This is a genomic window from Yoonia sp. F2084L (assembly GCF_023015625.1).
In the GTDB taxonomy this organism is placed as follows: domain Bacteria; phylum Pseudomonadota; class Alphaproteobacteria; order Rhodobacterales; family Rhodobacteraceae; genus Yoonia.
On record NZ_JALKAH010000003.1, the window covers coordinates 544495 to 561053 of the forward strand.

Annotated in this window: 15 protein-coding genes; 12 read left to right on the forward strand and 3 right to left on the reverse strand. The window is 57.2% G+C overall.

Translation table 11 applies throughout. From position 1 onward, the window contains the following. Positions 1–47 precede the first annotated feature (47 nt). The 8 genes from MWU60_RS11410 to MWU60_RS11445 all read left to right on the forward strand — a co-directional run bounded on the left by MWU60_RS11410 (position 48) and on the right by MWU60_RS11445 (position 8343). Positions 48–848, forward strand: coding sequence for a L,D-transpeptidase (locus tag MWU60_RS11410; RefSeq protein ID WP_247227426.1), 801 nt, complete (start codon positions 48–50; stop codon positions 846–848). A 130-nt stretch (positions 849–978) separates the two neighbouring features. Next, a complete protein-coding gene (locus MWU60_RS11415) occupies positions 979–2061 on the forward strand; it encodes a hypothetical protein (protein ID WP_247227427.1) in 1083 nt (360 codons plus the stop codon). Positions 2062–2383: 322 nt separating this feature from the next. Then, a complete protein-coding gene (locus MWU60_RS11420; RefSeq protein WP_247227428.1) occupies positions 2384–3505 on the forward strand; it encodes a hypothetical protein in 1122 nt (373 codons plus the stop codon). 121 nt (positions 3506–3626) lie between these two features. Beyond that, complete coding sequence (locus MWU60_RS11425) at positions 3627–5567, forward strand: ATP-binding protein (RefSeq protein ID WP_247227429.1); 1941 nt, start codon at positions 3627–3629, stop codon at positions 5565–5567. Positions 5568–5651: 84 nt separating this feature from the next. Next, positions 5652–5996 (forward strand): hypothetical protein, encoded by a 345-nt coding sequence (locus MWU60_RS11430; RefSeq protein ID WP_247227430.1) that lies wholly within the window; start codon positions 5652–5654, stop codon positions 5994–5996. A gap of 1 nt (position 5997) precedes the next feature. Continuing rightward, positions 5998–7350, forward strand: a complete 1353-nt coding sequence (locus MWU60_RS11435) for a DUF6638 family protein (RefSeq protein WP_247227431.1) — start codon at positions 5998–6000, stop codon at positions 7348–7350. Then, the gene (locus tag MWU60_RS11440) at positions 7350–7625 is read left to right on the forward strand and encodes a hypothetical protein (protein WP_247227432.1); all 276 of its coding nucleotides are present in this window, start codon (positions 7350–7352) and stop codon (positions 7623–7625) included. Before MWU60_RS11435 ends, MWU60_RS11440 begins: the two co-directional genes overlap by 1 nt. Before the next feature lie 10 nt (positions 7626–7635). Then, on the forward strand, positions 7636–8343 hold the full coding sequence (locus MWU60_RS11445) for a DUF1523 family protein (protein ID WP_247227433.1): 708 nt from the start codon (positions 7636–7638) through the stop codon (positions 8341–8343). Between the two features lie 68 nt (positions 8344–8411). Here the strand turns inward: MWU60_RS11445 and MWU60_RS11450 are convergent, their stop codons facing one another. The 3 genes from MWU60_RS11450 to MWU60_RS11460 form a co-directional block, all read right to left on the reverse strand. Next, the gene (locus tag MWU60_RS11450; RefSeq protein ID WP_247227434.1) at positions 8412–10730 is read right to left on the reverse strand and encodes an aldehyde dehydrogenase family protein; all 2319 of its coding nucleotides are present in this window, start codon (positions 10728–10730) and stop codon (positions 8412–8414) included. 3 nt (positions 10731–10733) lie between these two features. Further along, positions 10734–11705 (reverse strand): deoxyribose-phosphate aldolase, encoded by a 972-nt coding sequence (gene deoC, locus MWU60_RS11455; protein ID WP_247227435.1) that lies wholly within the window; start codon positions 11703–11705, stop codon positions 10734–10736. A 99-nt stretch (positions 11706–11804) separates the two neighbouring features. Next, on the reverse strand, positions 11805–12638 hold the full coding sequence (locus tag MWU60_RS11460; RefSeq protein WP_247227436.1) for an AraC family transcriptional regulator: 834 nt from the start codon (positions 12636–12638) through the stop codon (positions 11805–11807). Between the two features lie 122 nt (positions 12639–12760). Here MWU60_RS11460 and rpe point away from each other — a divergent pair, with 122 nt between their 5' ends. From rpe to MWU60_RS11480, 4 genes are all read left to right on the forward strand, one after another. Further along, on the forward strand, positions 12761–13438 hold the full coding sequence (gene rpe, locus MWU60_RS11465; RefSeq protein WP_247227437.1) for a ribulose-phosphate 3-epimerase: 678 nt from the start codon (positions 12761–12763) through the stop codon (positions 13436–13438). Positions 13439–13528: 90 nt separating this feature from the next. Then, positions 13529–14965: a DUF4173 domain-containing protein gene (locus tag MWU60_RS11470; RefSeq protein ID WP_247227438.1), complete on the forward strand. Its 1437-nt coding sequence runs from the start codon at positions 13529–13531 to the stop codon at positions 14963–14965. Then, positions 14962–15642 carry a response regulator transcription factor gene (locus MWU60_RS11475; protein WP_247227439.1) on the forward strand — a complete coding sequence of 227 codons (681 nt, stop codon included), beginning with the start codon at positions 14962–14964 and terminating at the stop codon, positions 15640–15642. Before MWU60_RS11470 ends, MWU60_RS11475 begins: the two co-directional genes overlap by 4 nt. Beyond that, complete coding sequence (locus tag MWU60_RS11480; protein ID WP_247227440.1) at positions 15627–16559, forward strand: ATP-binding protein; 933 nt, start codon at positions 15627–15629, stop codon at positions 16557–16559. The genes MWU60_RS11475 and MWU60_RS11480 overlap by 16 nt, the downstream gene beginning before the upstream one ends.

Consider the following 16559-nt stretch of genomic DNA (forward strand, 5'->3'; position numbering starts at 1 on the left):
CTGGGTCAGAGTGTTATCAGGGGATTCGGAATTGCCAGGGTGAGAATATGACGTCTGTCACGAATGTAAGCCGCCGCACGTTTGCGGCGATGGCGCTGGCGAGCACAGCGGCAGCCTGTGCGCCGCGTGTGCCGAGTGTCGAGATCGAGCCGCTGGTCTCGCGCGAGGCGTCGTTTATTGACGGCTACGGCCCCCTTGCAGATTCCGGATATGTGTTGCCCGGCATACCGTCCAAGTATCTGCAAGGCGTGAACCGGCGCAGGTCGGGGATTTACAATGGTGAAGCGGCGCCGAACACGTTGGATGTCGATCCTTACGCCAAGTTTTTGTACCATGTGCGTGAAGATGGGACGACAACCCGTTATCCTGTTGGTGTTGGGCGGGCTGGCCGGTCAATCCGGGGCAGCACAACGATGAAATTCATGCGCAAATGGCCGGGCTGGACGCCGACGCAAAACATGTTGCGCACCGAACCCGAAGTTTATGGTGATTTCCGTGCCGGTATTCCAGGTGGTTTGCGCAGCCCGCTGGGCGCGCGCGCGCTTTATCTGTTTCGTGGCGGGCGCGATACGCACTACCGTATTCACGGCACGAATGACCTTGAGTCTATTGGGAACTCTGGGTCAGCCGGGTGCATTCGCATGTTCAATCAGGATGTCATTCACCTTTATGACCAGATTGAGGCTCCGATGCAGGTTGTCATCCGGTCACCCGAGGAATCGCTGCGCGTTGACCCTGAAAACTTTGGCCGCGGGATTGAATTGCCGCCCAAGATCATCTCAGCAGAAGAACTGCTGGGCCCTGAAGCGGAGGCGTCTGACCGGCCGCCTGTGTTTGACGACGTATAAACCCTTTTCTTTATGGTCTGAGCGGGTCAAACTTGCGCCGGAAAGGGCCTGCCTGTGCGCGGCCTGACGTTGAAAATTATGACAACAGTGCTTACGTATCTGTTATCAAAGAAAAAATGAGGGATAGTATATGGCGAATTTTGAGACACAGATTAAGGACAGCCAGGCACAAGTTGCCGAGGCACAAAGCAAGATTTCAGAGCTGACCAGCCGGATCGAAGTGGCGCGCACCAAAATGGCCGAAGGCACTGATATCTCAGTCGATATCGAAAACGCCAGCCTTGAGGACGTGCATGCCCATACCGAGCTGATGAACGCCAACATTGCTGAACTGATCATGGGTCTTGATGACGTCACATCCGCCTTTTCCAAAGACTTTGACGAAATGCGATCCAAGACCGGCATGGAAAGCCTGATCGGGTTTTTCAGCAAGGGTAAGGCCGACAGCATGCGTCAGGAACGCATGCGCACCGCATCCATTGATGACAAATTACAGGATCTGATTAGCAAATCCGATGTGATCATGAAATTGCTTGAGGGTCAGTTGACTGTCCTGAACGAGCAAAAGGTCAGCGTTGAGAAGAACCTTGGTGGTACGTTGGAAGAACGTGAAGTCACCGTGGGTGAACTGGAAGCATTGCGCGCCGATATTCTGGCGATGGATCCCAAGATCATTGAACTTGAGAACAAGATTTCTGTTGAACAGGACGCCGCTGCACGTACCAAATTGGAAACCGAATTGGCCGCTTTGAACGGCAAGTACAATGAAATGGTCCAGAATGAACAGGTGCAGTTGGCGAAAAGCCAGACGCTTGAGCGCTACATCGAAAAGGGCAAGACCTGGATCGACAGTTTGCAGAACCAGGCGGCGACGCAGATGGTGCTGATCAACAAATTGCAGACGGATACCAAGCAGCGCGTTGTCCTTTACGATGCTTTGTCAAAGTCGTTGAAGACGGCACAGCAACAGGATGTGGCCCACCAGATCAACGAGATTGGTGTGAAGACCGATCAGGAAGCGCAATCAGCGATGGCGGCGATTGGATCGGCCACGAACGCTCGGATGACCGACATGCTGGAAGCGCATGAGGACCACATGGTCTTTGCCCGCGAAGTATTGGAGCAGAAGGCGAAAGCGGATGAACGCTTTGTGCGCCGATTCCAGGAGATCGTGCGGAAGCATGACAGCAATCAGTATGGGGAACAAAGCTAGGCTGGTCAGGAGTAGGTGGTTTGACTGTTAGAACGCGAACTATGCTCTGTCTGATCGTTGGTTTCCTTCTACTGTTGCATGCGATGTCTGTGCAGCCGGGCCAAAACAACGGCGTCCCACTCTCTTTCTTGATTGGTGCTCCTATGTTTCTGTGGTTTGGAGTTTGTGTGCCAGTGTTTAGAACGATCATTGGCGGACTAGCCCACGCAGATGAAGGGTCGAACGCATACTTGATGGACCGGTTTCGAAACTCTTGTGATGGGCCGCTTGGTCGATTTTGGATGTGGTTTGTCGGATCCGACCGTAACGGAAACCTTCGTCCATGACCGCCCCTGACCTCCAAGCCGACCATATGAAGCTGGAAGATACCCGCGTCACCCGTCGGTATTTTGATAAGTTCGCCAAGATAACCGGCTATCTGACCAAGGTTGCCGCAACAATGGAGACCGAAGGCCGCTTTGATCGCAAAGAGATCGAGGTGATGGCGCGCTATCTGATTGGCCTCAACTGGACCTTCACCGCGCTGTCACACAAGTATCATTTTGCCGGCCGCTTTGCCCATGCGGGCAAGTTGACCTTTGACCGACGCGAAAGCGGTTTTCCTGTCTACCAAGAGCTTTTGGAGATGGCGAATGATGCGTTGCAGGCGGACCGTCATTTGGACGCGCAGCCGAGTGCAGCGGACCTCAAAGACCAGATGGTGCGGGTGATCCTGAGTGAACAGGAAATCCCGACAAAACTGCAATATGCGTTGTCGCAGCGGCTTTATTATGAAGAACTGTCGCGCGGTGATCAGTTTTGGGCGCGCAATGATCCGCAGTGTCTGTGGCTGGGCAATGAAGGCGATCGGCGCCGGTTCTTGGTGCACTGGGCGGTCTATGACAGTCAGGTGAACCTGCCGACGATCTATCTGATGGATGTTGAAGACACCGGGCGCACCGGGTTGCCCAAGGACGAACACCGCTGGCCCGAAGCGCAGACGCATTTGATGGCGCAATCATTGGCGCATCTGAAGTTGCTGACGATTGCAAAGGGTTTTGATGAGGATTTTGCCGATCTGCACCCCACCCGTTTGCGCCGGTTTCATATCGGTCCGATGTATAGCAACGCCTTTACCCGGCAGGCGGGTCCGCTGCGTGATGTGCTGAAGGCCGCCAATGCGCCAATGGGTGAGGATTGGGCCTTGGTCTGGACCGAGGAAGAGCTGGTTTCGGAGCGTGTTGAGAGCGTGAAAACCGGCTGGTTTGGGTCCGTGGAACGCCAGATATTCGCGCTTGATCCGTTTGAGGGCGGCGGGGCCGAAACCGGCGCGACGCGCATGGAGCGGTCGTTGATTATGCCAGAGCGCCCTTATCAGGCCCTCGCTGAGCGCAACCCCGCGGGCTTTCGTGATGTGCGCAAGTTTGTGGTCAGCGATGGCGGGCGGGTGTTGAGTTACAGGTAGGGTGGGTCAAGACCCACCTTACGGGATGCGCTGCTGTGGCCCTTTGGCAGATGTCGGCGTGTTGTGAGAGCATAGATGCCTCCGGCGGAGGTATTTGGGAACATGAGAAGAAGGATGCGGCATGAGCCAGTCAAGTGACCAGATGGAATTGCGCGAAGATGATATCCGCAAGCACTATATCCCTGCGGCTGAGATGCTGATGCATCTTGATCATGCCCCTCGGTTGGCCAAGGCGCGTTTGTCGTTGCAGACGCCAGAGAAATCGCCGGATGTGGCGGCGACGCGCCGCAGGTTCCGGTCGACGACGCCGGGGTTGTTGTCGCGCACCTCTGCGCCTTCGGGCGGTGTGCGCCTATTGGACCGGATTGCGGAAACGGATGACGATGATCCGCTGACCTCGCCTGCGCAGGCCGCAGTGGCCCATGCGTTGCGTCGTGCTTTGTCGATTGCATTGACCGTGGCGGATGCGTTTTCGGATCAGACCGCTTTGACCGAGTTGAAACGCATCAATTTGGAAGGGCGTTTGCCGCAGGATCGGTCGGTGGAGTTTACCGAGTATCTGACGGCTGAATCGCTGGTGGCCCTTTACACATTTGCCAATGCGACGTCCTTCCTGCTGGCTACGCAAGCGGGTGAACAGAGCGTGGATGTGGGCAGTGTGGATGAGGTTCTGACGGACAATGCCCCGCTGGCCCTGCATGGTGCGATTTGGGAGTTGGATCAGAAACTGGGTCAGTTCGCCAAGGATGAACCGACACTGATTGCAACGATGCTGGCCTATGCCGAGCAGTTGATGGAGAAAGTTTCGTTGCGGGCCTCGACCGCCGGGCGGCTCGCGTCCTTCAACGCGGCGTCCTGGCGTGTTGAAGCGGATGATTTTGTGGTGCAGGGCTTTACCCCGGCGCGCAAGGCCAAGGGCTCTGCCCTGACGATGACCTTCAAGAAACCCAATGAAGTCGTAGGCAACCATATCGCCAAATATCAGGCGATGAAGCTGTCCAAGATGCTGATGGCCTATGACTTTGATCGCAAGCTGAACCCTTTTGCCGAATTGGGCGGGTTCATCTTTACCTTCATGGGCGATGGCGCCCCGGGGACGGGTAAGACGACGCTTATTCAGATGATGGCGGGGCTGGTGAATGAGTACTGCCAGACGGCGGGCTATCCGTTCCGCTACCAGAACCTTTCGACCGACAATATCGACAGCTATCAGGGTAAGTCCGGGCAGAACGCGAAGGCCTTTATCAACAATGTGCTTGATCCCGGCGTCATTGGGTTTGGCACGATTGACGATATTGACCAGTTGGCCGGTAAGCGTGGTGATCGTCAGTCATCGGCTGGGCAGTTGGAGATTACCGCTGTGCTGATGGAAAGCTTCGCGGGGGCCAATACCGTTGTGCGCGGGAATTGTACCTTTGGGATGTTCTCGAATTATCCCGAGAATGTCGATGACGCCTTGCGCCAACGTGCCGGGGCGCGGTTTTTGGTGGACGGGCCGCAGACGCGGGACGACTATATCGACATCCTTTACCTGCTGATGGGCAAGAACCACGATATCCCGGTTGGCGCACATGAAGTGTTTAGCGCGCAGGAGATCAAGAAGGCGGTCGCTGCTTCGTTTGATAGCCACGCGCGACCTCATGAAGACGGGCTGATGCGTGTGTTTGACAGGGTGCACTCGGAAGTTGGTGAACTGGACACGATTGCCAAGCTGGGGACCTATCTGAAAGGTATTCAGGAGGCCGATCCACGCTTCACCGGCCGTGCGATCAAGAACATCACGGATGCGGTCAAGGTCCGTGCGATGGATTTTGAGCTGCCGGATGAATGGATGGAGGAACCCGATCTGTTCCTGTTCAAGGATTACGACACCAAGAAGGGTATGATTTCCGAACTGCGTCAACCGATCACGGTGGAGATGGTGATCCAAGAGATCAACCGCTACGCCGACAGTGAATTCCGCTATGCCGATAAGTCCGATGAGGTTGCGATTGAGAACATGGTGCGTGACTTTGGTCGTCAGGAGATTGCCAAGAGGCGGTATCTGGAGGGAAAGGGGTGATGCTTTCGGCCCGGTTCCCTTTACTGCAGTATTTGCGTCACTTGAAGGTTTCGGATCATGTCCGGGACTGCGGTGTAAATTGATATGGGCGGTTTGATTTCAGACAGCTTGCTTCTCCCGACGTTCGTGCTGGCTATGCTGGCTTTTGTCGTCCCGCGTCTGTTGGCGCAGGCGCTGCCAGAGGGCGTCAAGTTTTTGCTGGCAAATGCGTTTCTGTCTACGCTATTGTTGTTTGCCATCTCGGCTATGTTCTTTTTCTGCCTCTACCTCTGGCAAGGTCTGAGCGTCGCTGACGTCGCCGCACCGGGACTGGCGGCCAATGTGTTTTTCTTTGGCAGGCTGGGTTTAGCCGCGGGGATCATCTGGGCGCCGATTATGATACTCTCAGTTGCGGGTCTGCCGCGCAAATGGGTCAAGGAGACGTGGTAAGTTGCATCGCTTGATCGAAAAGGGACTGATGTTCGGAAACCTGATCCGGGTGGATTCCCCTGTGCTGGTGGAGCGCTACAATCGTGCGCTGAAGCATCTTTCAGGGCGTGAAACGAAATTAGATGTGTTTCATATTGATATCTCAGGATATTCGCCTGAGGTGGGTGATGAGCTGGATGACCCGCTTTACCTTAACCACAGGGGCGTCAATCGTCAGTTTATTCTGCTCAGCACTGATCAGGCGACGGCCCCCTTGCTGAACGCAAAGTTCTCGACCTCGCGCGGTATTCTGCGTCAGTTCATCGAAGACAACAGAGCCGAGCTTTTTGCTCTGACGGCTCGCGATGCGGTGGCCGGGGAACTGGTCAATTCGGTTTACGTTGCTGACACGCCTGCCAAGCTGTTTGATATCCGCAAGGTCGCGGTCGAGGCGGATACCACAACCGGCACGGTGGCCGCTGCCGCCAAGCTGGGCACGCTGATTGATCGGTTCAAAGACGACCCTGACGGCTGGTATGACGATGTGCTGATTGCCGAAATGATCGGGATGGCCAAGCAGACCGGCGATGTAGTGCGCAACCCCGTTGCCTTGCAGCAAATGTCCTTTGCGCAAGACAACTTTTGGACTGACCATTTTGGCGGGATGTATGTGTTTCGCGGTGTCGCGCATCCGGCGGTTATTACGGCGGCCCCGAAAGAGGATGTGGGCGATCTGCCCATTCCGTTTACCTTTGATTTTCAGGATCGCTCGGCTATTGCGAAATTTCTGACGCTGAATGATCTGGTTGAACCGATCATGGATGCGCGCGGCGTTGATGCCGCGGCGATCCTGCACCAGAAGATGGATTTCATCGTAGCCTCTGTTGCGGCTGAGATGCAGGAAGATTTGGCCGGTGCCACCCGCCGTGATTTGCGCCGCTTGGGTCGTCGGTATGCCGACAAGCTGCCTGAGGCATGGCAGGGTCTTGCGGCCCTTGTGCGATGGGCAGAGGAGGATGGGCCGTGGCCCACAATCACCTCAGAGCACCCGGCGTATTTCTATACGTTGCGCGCCAAGGCCCACCCAGACGCTGATCTGGTGAATATGCTCTTGTCCGAGTTGACGCCGCTGGATATTCGTCAGCTCTTTATCTGCCATAAGGAAGTGTTCTATCGTACTTACGCTGATTGGCCGGATGAAAAACGCGCCTATGTCGTTGATTTTCTTGACCGCGAGTACCAAGTCGATAAAGCAGGGACGCGCAAGGCTTTGTTTGGCCACGAAGCCCCGATGACGGAATTGCCACGGGTCACGCAGCCTGATTTGATTGCACGTGTGGGCCCATGGGGTGCGTTGGCCCGAGGGAGGCGCTGATGGGATTTATCAAACTGGTCATCTTTGGTTTCATTGGCCTGACGGTCATTTACTTTTCGGTATCGCTCTATTCGCGGTCGGTGCGTAAGGAGCGGCTCGAAGATCAATTCGCCGAAGAAAACCCAGATGGTGGTGCGCCCGGCGCCCGTGATGCATTTGTGGCTGAGGGAATGCGAGCCTATCATAGTTCGATCCGACCTAAGCTGATTGGGTTAGTCTACGTGGTACCCACCGTTGTGATTGCCGCGATCATCTATACCATCAACGCGAACTGAGGATTTCGATATGAAACGTTTCAAAACCATCGTTCGTGTGCTGGCATTGGTACTGGCCGGGTCTTTTCTGCACTATGTTCTGCCCCAGCATGATATTGTTCAGGTCAGTCAGGCCGAACCGCGTCGTACCGATTTTGGGTCCTTTAACCGGTGGTTCTACGCGCAGGCTGACAGCGGCAGCGCTGAGATGGAAAACCGCGATATCTTTTATATTTTCACCGAAAAGAAAGAGACTTTCTTGTTTGGCTTTGTGCCGCGCGACAGCATGGAGGTGATGGTCTATCGCAACGAGGATACCGGCTGGATCTGGCCGCCGTACTTCAAGTTCGACAGCTCAAACCTGCATGGGCAGGCCACCACGCAGGCCCGCAAGGAACCCGATAGCGAAGGTGGGAATTGGGCCGTCATTACCCACTATGGCTGGCGTATTCCGTTTTTGTCGATCTTCCCGAATGCGGTGGATATCAAGCCCGTGGAGGGACCGGATGTGCGGATTATTCCTTGGTTTAACATCTTCTTTTTCATCTTCCTGATGGTGGCGATCCTCTTTGTGCGGGCCGCTTGGCGGCAATTCCGCGAACGCTCGGTCGATCCGCTATTGGACGCGGCCGGCCACCAGATTGACGAAGTTCAGGCTGACGTGGCCGAGCGCAAAGGCCGTTTTTCGCGCTGGTTGGGCACGTGGCGTGACAAAAACAAGAACCGCCCTATCGAGTGATCTGAAGGGGGCGCTGCCCCCGCCTGCGGCTCCCCCGAGGTATTTTTGAACATGAGAAGCTCAAGAGGCTATTCGCCGTAGGGGATCCAGATGTTTTTGATCTCTGTACTTGCGGCGAGGTAATCGGCCGTCGATGGTGTCATTGCCGTGCCATTGTTGACCCAAGTACGCTTGAGGTTGCCCGCACTTGCTTTCTCGATTTCGGCGCTGAGGTCGGAGCTGGAGAAAGACCAGACCGCATCAATGTCGAGGTGTTTGGCCAAGGTCGGGGCCAGCTCGGCGTGGCTGCCGGTGATGATGTTGACGACACCTGCTGGCACGTCGGACGTTTCCAAGACCTGATAGAAGTCGGTCGCCGCCAACGGGAACGGCTCGCTGGCGACAAGGATCACCCGGTTGCCCATTGCGATCGCGGGGGCCATGGTGTTGATAAGGCCTGCGAGCGGTGCTGCGTCGTCACAAAGAATGCCGATGTTCCCTATCGGTTCTTTCATGGCGAGGGCAACGCCTCGGATCGGGACACCGTGCGCCTGTCCGTCGTATTTGTCGGCCCAAGCTGCGTAAGTGAACAGTGTGCGAATGCCGGTTTCAACCTCGTCCGCACCGCTACGCCCGCCGGTCATCTGATTGATGCGCGTTGCAAATTCGTCTGCACGGGCGGACAGGTTTTCAGCGATGTAATAGAGGATCTGTGCGCGCAGGTGGCCCGTAGTTTTCGACCAGCCTTTGGCTGCGTTACAAGCCTCAACCGCGTTGCGGATGTCTTTGCGATTGGCGACCGATGCGTGCCCCAGCAGCTTACCACGCGGGCTGTAGACCGGATTGGAATAGCCGCCGTCGGGCCGCGCCTGTTTGCCGCCGATGTAGAGCTTTGCTGTCCGATCTAGCGGGTCGGCAGGGTGGCCGTCTTCGGTTGTGAAGGCTTCCACTTTCTTGAGCGGTTTGGCCGTCCCTTTCGGCTTGGTGTAGCCTGCCAGCCCTTCCCAACCACCTTCGCGTCCAAAGCCGCTTTCGCGTACGCCGCCAAATCCTGCGGCGGCGTCCATCATGTTGGTTCCGTTGACCCAGACGATCCCGGCAGCCAGTTTAGGTGCGATATCGAGCGCGAGGTTGATGTTTTCTGACCAGACTGATGCGGCGAGACCGTAGCGCGTGTTGTTGGCGATTTCGACTGCCTCGGACGGGGTACGGAATGTAGTCGCGGCCAAGACTGGTCCGAAGATTTCTTCCTGCATGAGTGTCGACGCAGGTGAAAGCCCGGTGATCAGCGTGGGTGGATAGAAGCAGCCGTCGGGTGCAGTGGTTTGGTAGGTTTCGCCTTCGGTATTGGCGCTGACCATCTTGGTGATCTGGTCCAACTGTACCGGGTCGACGATTGCGCCGATGTCGATGCATTTGTCCAGCGGGTCGCCGATCCGCAGCCCGTCCATGCGGGCTTTGAGTTTCGTGTAGAAACGATCCGCGATCCCTTCCTGCACCAACAGGCGCGAGCCTGCGCAGCAAACTTGGCCTTGGTTGAACCAGATCGCATCGACAAGGCCCTCGACGGCTGAGTCCATGTCGGCGTCTTCAAAGACGATGTAGGGGGACTTGCCGCCCAATTCGAGGGACAGCGCTTTGCCCGACCCTGAGGTCGCTTCACGGATTTTGCGGCCCACTTCGGTGGAGCCAGTGAAAGCGATCTTGTCGACGTCTGCATCGACCAACGCCGCACCGGTTTCACCATCACCTGTGACGATGTTGACGACACCGGGGGGGACACCTGCTTCTGTGCAAATCTCGGCGAAGATCATTGCTGACAGCGATGTGTATTCCGCAGGCTTCAGCACGACGGTGTTGCCCATCGCCAGCGCGGGTGCGATTTTCCATGCCAGCATTAACAGAGGGAAGTTCCACGGGATGATCTGCCCGCAAACGCCCAAGGCTTCGCGCTCGGGTAGTTCCGCCTTCATCAGTTGGGCAAAGCCCGCGTGGTGATAGAAATGCCGGATCGCGAGTGGCACGTCAATGTCGCGGCTTTCACGGATCGGTTTGCCGTTGTCGAGCGTTTCCATGACAGCCAACAGGCGGCTGTGTTTCTGCATCAGCCGTGCAATCGCGTAGAGGACGCGCGCACGTTTGTGGCCGGACTTCGCCCAGGTTGGCTGGGCTTTTCGTGCTGCGGCCACTGCGGTTTCGATTTCCTCGGCGGTGCCTTTGGTGACGCCTGCTAGTTTTTCGCCCGTGGCGGGGTTGTTGGACGCAAAATCATCGCGCAGCGGCCCCCATTTGCCGTTGATATAGTGGCCTGCGATGCCGCCACGGTCGGCGAGCCATTGCAGAGCCTCAGCGCTGCTTTCGGGGGCAGGGCCGTAATCCATGGTGTCGAAGATTTCTTTGATGGTCATGGCTTATCCAATCGCGTGCCGCCACTGGGCGGAATAGGCACCGGTGACGTGATGTTCGAGTTGCCGTTCGATGTCGCCCAACAGGCTTGATGCGCCAAAGCGGAAGAGGTCGGGTTGCAGCCAGCGGTCGCCTAATTCGTCTTTGATCATGCTGAGGTAAACCAGCGCATCTTTGGCCTTGCTGATCCCGCCCGCAGGTTTGTAGCCGACTTTCACGCCCGTCCGGTCTTCATAGTCGCGAATGGCGCGGATCATCGTCAGTGTGACAGGCAAGGTCGCGTTGATGGGTTCTTTGCCTGTCGAAGTCTTGATGAAATCTGCCCCGGCCATCATGCAAACCAGCGACGCGCGGGCGACGTTGCGCAGCGTGCCGAGTTCGCCTGTGGCAAGGATCGCTTTGACGTGGGCATCGCCGCAGGCAGCCCGCATTTCCTTCATCTCATCATAGAGCGCTTGCCAGTTGCCGGTCAGCACATGGCGGCGGCTGATCACGATGTCGATTTCCGCAGCACCGGCTGCAACGCTTTCGCCAATCTCGGCGATGCGCAGGTGGAAAGGAGAGAGGCCAGCCGGAAAACCGGTAGAGACCGCAGCGACAGGGATGCCCGTGCCTTGCAGCGCATCAACGGCCGTCGGCACCATGTCGTGATAGACACAGATGGCACCCGTGGTCAGGCCCTCCATGCCGAGCGCTTCGAGGATTGGTTGTGCGACGGGTTGGCGTGCTTTGGCGCAGAGGCGGCGCACGCGGCCTTTGCTGTCGTCGCCGGAAAGTGTTGTCAGATCCATCAGGCTGATTGCTTTGCACAGCCATGCGGCTTGGTAGTCTTTCTTGACGCTGCGCCTGCCGGGCAGCGTCTTGGCCCGCCGTTCAATCGCGGATGTATTCGCCTGCACGGCCATGACCCAATCAAGGTCAAGCGGCATGCCATCGTTGCGCGGCATCTGGACTTGGGGCAGTTGCGATGTGGTCATCGTTGGGGTTTGCGTCGTTTGCAAATTGGCCTCCTGCGGTGCCGGATCAGGGTCGCACTTCGCCGCAGTCTTGGCAAGTTTTGACCATTTGATCAAATCTTATGTTGGCTGGACAACCTGTCTTTGGAATTTTTGTCGATATTGTAGCGGGGTCAACCCATAGGCTGCGCGGAACAGTTTGTGAAAATGCGACATGTTGGGGATGCCGCAATCAGCCGCAATTTCACTGATCGCTTCGTTATCGGTGGTGAGTGCGCGGGCTGCATGCTGCATGCGGATCTGATTGACGTAGTCGGAGGGGGTCAGCCCAAAGTGTTTACGCATCATCCGGCTGACATGTGGATGCGCTTTGCCGGCCACACTGACTAGTCCGGCAGAACCCGCACGGAAGACCTCGATTGATTTAGCGGCGGTGCAGGCCTGCGCAAGCCAAGGCGGGATGTCACTGCCAAAGCTCTGCGCTGTCAGATCGGCGCAAAGTGGCAGTAAAAACGCCTCTGCCGCGAGCGTATCGCATGCGCTGTTTTCGAGTTGCACGGCGGCATGGTTCAACGCGGCCAATTGCCGGATATCGCGGTGCGTTGTTACTGGTCCGCCTTTGGACCAGAACAGATGGCCTTGCACGCTGGGGTGTCGCTTTGCCAGCGATTTGATCGTCGCAGGATGAATGCAAAGTGACACGACAAGCGCCTGATCGCCACGGCCTTGCAAAGCATGGGTCTGACCGGGACGCAGGAAGACGATGTCGCCTTCTTGCAGCGTTTCCGTCTGTTCGGCTAGATGGTGCCGGACGCGACCATTCAGTATCCAGAAAAGCTCGAAAAAGTCATGATCATGCAGGCTACGTGGCCGCGTTGGGGCCAGCGTAGCCCGTGTGAGGCGGATCTGTGTTCCCTCTGCAAGAATGTCGGCATGGCGCAGTATTTGAATCATGATATCAAAATAGCACAGTCATTGCTGCGATGCAGCATAAATCGCAACGTGATGCTGCGATGGCGTGACAATCGTCGACGGACAGGCTAAATCCTGCGCACGCAACCGACATAAGGTGTCCCATGTCATTTGATCGTTCCATCAAGATTGCCCCGTCCATCCTGTCTGCGGATTTTGCCAACTTCGGTGCGGAGTGCGAGGCGATTGAGGCCCAAGGTGCTGATTGGGTGCATGTGGATGTCATGGATGGGCATTTTGTGCCGAATATCACTTTTGGCCCCGCGACCTGTGCCGCGATCCGTCCGCATATCAAGGGTATAATGGATGTGCATCTGATGATCGCACCTGTTGATCCTTACATCGAAGGCTTCGCCAAGGCAGGCGCGGACATCATCACCGCTCATGTAGAGGCTGGCCCCCATATTCACCGCACCTTGCAGGCGATCCGTGGCGCAGGGGCCAAGGCAGGTGTCGCCCTGAACCCCGGCACACCCGCGTCATCGGTTGAGATGCTGTTGGACATGGTCGATCTGGTTTGCGTGATGACTGTGAACCCCGGTTTTGGCGGGCAGAAGTTCATTCATAGTCAGGTTGAAAAGGTCCGCACGCTGCGTGCCATGATCGGCGATCGGCCCATCCATATTGAGATTGATGGCGGCGTTGATCCGACGACCGCCCCTTTGGTGGCTGAAGCTGGTGCGGATGTCTTGGTCGCGGGTTCTGCTGTGTTCCGAGGCGGGTCGGTTAGTAACCCAGCGCCTTATGGTGAAAACATCCGCGCGATCCGCAACGCGATTTAACACCTCTGCACAAAAGCTGCACATTTGCGCAGGCGTCTTTGCACGGCGCACCCGTAGGTCCTTTCTGAACAAGAACAGAAAGGGACAGATATGGTTGTGCGAGGTGTGCCGCATCGGATTGCGAAGGATGCGTGGTGGCTGGATGATGCCGATCCACCGGCGGGGTTGCGGGCGGGGCCCGTGCTTATTTTGGCTCTGGTATTGGTCGATGTGCTGGTTTGGGGCGTCCGGCCGGGGCTTGGGCTGGCACTTTGGATGTTGGCCATTGGTGGTGCCATTGCGCTGACCGTGTTTTACCGGCTTGAGGTACGCCGGTTGGCAAAAGCGAGCGCGATTCTGGTTCTGGCCATCTTGCCCCTGTTTGAGGTTGTGCAGTTTGGTTCCGTCATGGTCGCCTTGCTGGGCCTTGTAACCTTTGGCGTGATGATCGCAGGCACCCAAGTTGACACGGCAATGCTGTGGCGCGCCGTGGCGCGCGTGCCGGGGTACGGCATCGTGCAGACGGCGCGTGATGCGTTGGCACTGCGCGTTACCACGCCCTCCAAGGGTAGTCTTCGAGGGTTGCTTTTCGATTGGGGCCTGCCCGTGGCGGTTGGTGGCGTCTTCCTCATCCTGATGGTTGCTGCGAATCCAATTCTGGATCGGTGGCTGATCAGCTTTGCGGATTTTGACGTCGATTTTCTGCCGCAGACCGGGCGGGTGGTCTTTTGGGGCCTCGCGGCGCTTGCCGTTTGGCCGTTGCTGCGGCTGGCGGCGATGATGCCCGCCTTGACCCGTGATAAACCAGCCAAGATCAGAGCCTTACGCTCAGGTTTCCTCAATGAGCGGTCGGTTCTTCGTGCCATGGTGACGTTCAATCTGATTTTTCTGATCCAAACGACGCTGGATATGGGCATCCTATGGGGCGGTGTGGCGCTGCCGGAGGGCATGACCTATGCCAATTACGCCCATCGCGGCGCCTATCCGCTGCTGGCGACTGCCTTGATGGCGGGGGTGTTTGCCTTGATGGCGCAACCCTATCTGGGCACCGGGCGCGCTGTGCGGATGTTGTTGTATCTGTGGATTGCGCAGACCGTTATTTTGGTGATCTCCTCCATCCTGCGGCTTGACCTTTACGTTGATGTCTATGGTCTGACGCGCCTACGGTTCGCGGCATTCGTCTGGATGGTCGTCGTGGCTTTGGGTCTGGTCCTGATCATCATGCAGATGGTCGGGCGGCACTCGGTTGGTTGGTTTTTCCAGCGCGCTTTTGGGTTGGGGTTGCTTGCGATTTACCTGTGCAATCTGGTGAACATTGACGGCTACATCGCGCGCCACAACCTGGCCGATGACCGTGACAATGATTACTATCTTTGCAGGCTAAGCGAAGGTGCGGCCCCGGCCATTCGTGCCCATCAGGTGGCGATAGGTAAGGAGATTTGCGATCCCCATCGCGTTCAGGTGTCCCGACGCGATGATTGGCGTGAATGGGGCTACCGCAATGCGCGCCTGCATCGTAGTTTGGCCGAAATGGAGACGAACCTATGATCCTTGTGGCCGATGATGATGCCCAGATCCGCGATGTTGTGCGGATTGCCCTGACCCAAGCGGGGCTAGGCGTGGCCGAGGCGGGTGATGGCCGCGCCGCCCTTGAAACGGCCCAGAGCCTGCGCCCCGATCTGATCATCCTTGATATCGGCATGCCAGAGATGGACGGGCTGGAGGTGTGCCGCGCTTTGCGCAAAACCTCGGCTGTGCCGATCCTGTTTTTGACAGCGCAAGCGGATGAGATTGATCGCGTCGTGGGGCTGGAACTGGGGGCGGACGACTATGTATCCAAACCGTTTTCCCCGCGCGAACTGGTGGCGCGTGTGCGTGCCATTCTGAAGCGTAGCAATGGCGAAGTTGCAGATCAGGCGGTCTTGCGGCGTGGGATCATCAGCGTCGATCCGGCGCGGCATCTTTGCCATGTGAATGATGCTGCGGTGACGCTGACATCGCGCGAAATGGATCTTCTTGAGCGTCTGATTGCGCGCCCAGATCACGTGATGTCGCGCCCGCAGCTTGTCGATGCGATCTATGGCACCAATGTGAATGTCAGCGACCGGACGATGGACAGCCATCTGCGTAATCTACGTCGTAAGCTGGGCAAGGCGGGCTGTGCGGATGCGATTGAAACGGTACATGGCGTGGGCATCAGGATGGGTGCATGTCGCGGCGCGTAACGGCCAAATGGCGCCCACCCCTCGCTCTTGTGCTCGGCGGGACGCTGGCGGCGGTTTTCTTTCTACCGATCATCGGAATTGGCTATTTTCGTGTGGCGGGTGGCGTATTGGGTTGGGCCGAAACCGCATGGATGATCGGGTGGATGGCCTTTGTTGCGACGGTGGTCTTGGGTGCGCTTTTGTGGCGGCTGGTGTTGCAGCCGGTGCGCGCGCTGACAGCCTATGCGCAACAAGAGGGTGATGCTGATGCCCCTGCCCATTTTGGGACGCCCGAGTTTTCGCAGCTTGGTCAGGCAGTTCTTGAAATGACCTCGGCTCTGCGGGGGCGCGAGGCGGTGCTGCGGTCTTATGCGGATCACGTAACGCATGAGTTGAAATCCCCACTGACGGTTATTCAGGGGGCGGCAGAGTTGCTGGAAAACCCTGATTTGGCTGATGCGGACCGGGCAAAGCTGCTGGCAGGCATCACCGAGAACACACAGCGGATGGAGGCCTTGCTCGATAGCCAACGCGCACTGGCCCGGGCGCAAGAGGTGATGCCGGCCGGGAGTTGTCAGTTGTCGAAACTATTGGCTGATGTCACCCCGACTAAGGTGATTGCCGATGGTGTTATCCCACTGTCGCGCGCTGTGATGGACATCGTCGTGACGCATCTTGTGGGGAATGCGCTTGCGCATGGTGCAACGAAGGTGACTTTTGATCACCAAGGCGACCGCTTGCTGATCGCGGATGATGGGACGGGGATCAGTGAAGGTAACCGGGCGCGGATTTTTGACCCGTTCTTCACAACGCGCCGCGCGGATGGGGGAACGGGCATGGGGCTGCCGATTGTGCGCCAGATGCTTCAGGCGCAAGGCGCATCTATCACCCTGCTCGATCAACCGGGCGCTGTTTTTGCGATCAGTTTTGACGCGTGA